Raw genomic sequence first — 984 nt, forward strand, 5'->3', positions numbered from 1 at the left:
ATCATGCAGAGCATAGAGGGAGTTGAGCCACTCCACCTGTTCCGGGCGGTCATAGCGTTCGTAGCCGACCAGCTGGCGGACGAGAAAGCCGTTTTTCTGCTCCACGTGAGCATTGTCGTTTTTGCGATAAGGGCGGCTGCGCGTGAAACGAATGTTGTTCGAAGCGCAGAAGGTTTTCAAATGGGCGTTTAAAAACTCTTGGCCGTTGTCACTGTGGATCCCCCAAGGCTGCATGGGCCACTCCGCGATGATGTACTTGAGCTCACGAAGCACGGCAAGTTGGGATTTGCCGAGCAGCGCGCGTCTGCGGGTGTAGCCGGAGACCACGTCGGTCACAGTCAGCGTATAGGCGAAGTGGCCGAGCGACGATCCGCCGTTGTGTTCGACCAAATCGATTTCCAGCGCGCCCGGACGCGTTTCATCCCAATCGTAGGCGATCATAGGCACTTGTGAACGGAGTTCGGCGAGCGGCTTTCGCTTGTTGACAGTTGGTCTGACTTTTGGACAACGAAGTGTGGATAACTTGCGCGCCAATGTCGGGCGGCTGATCTTTTGCAACTGCGATATGATAAGGTCGGTAAGGTGCAGGTGACCGTGCCGGGCAAGATTCCGGGCTGTATCGAGCAGAACAGGATGCAGTCGCTCGGCACAAGGATAATCCAGCGCTTCCCAAACGCGCTCAATGACGGGCATCGCCTCCTGGTAAGCTAATGGCCGATTACGTTTCGATTTCGCTGGCGTCAGCGCAGGAGGGTTCGTGAGAGCGCGGATAGCATGCTTTCGATGGCAACCCAGCACCTTCACGGCGTTGTCAAGGATTGCAGATTTCTCATTTCGCGATTTCGCTCTCTTGTATTGATCAGCAAAGGTATGGATCACTTCACGTCGTGTTTTCATGCTCAGTTTCAAAACACATCCCTTCGGTAACATTTCGATGTGAGTGAACCGATGCCTCTTTAGTAACATTTTAACTGAGTGATCGCG

At 54.1% G+C, this 984-nt stretch carries 1 protein-coding gene; it reads right to left on the minus strand.

Features of this window, described 5'->3' with window-relative positions:
• On the minus strand, positions 1-909 hold a 909-nt coding region (locus ABEV74_RS22985; protein ID WP_430150024.1), incomplete at its 3' end, for a DDE-type integrase/transposase/recombinase.
• Positions 910-984 lie beyond the last annotated feature (75 nt).

This window comes from Paenibacillus cisolokensis (assembly GCF_050481165.1).
GTDB classification, from domain to species: domain Bacteria; phylum Bacillota; class Bacilli; order Paenibacillales; family Paenibacillaceae; genus Paenibacillus_AH; species Paenibacillus_AH cisolokensis.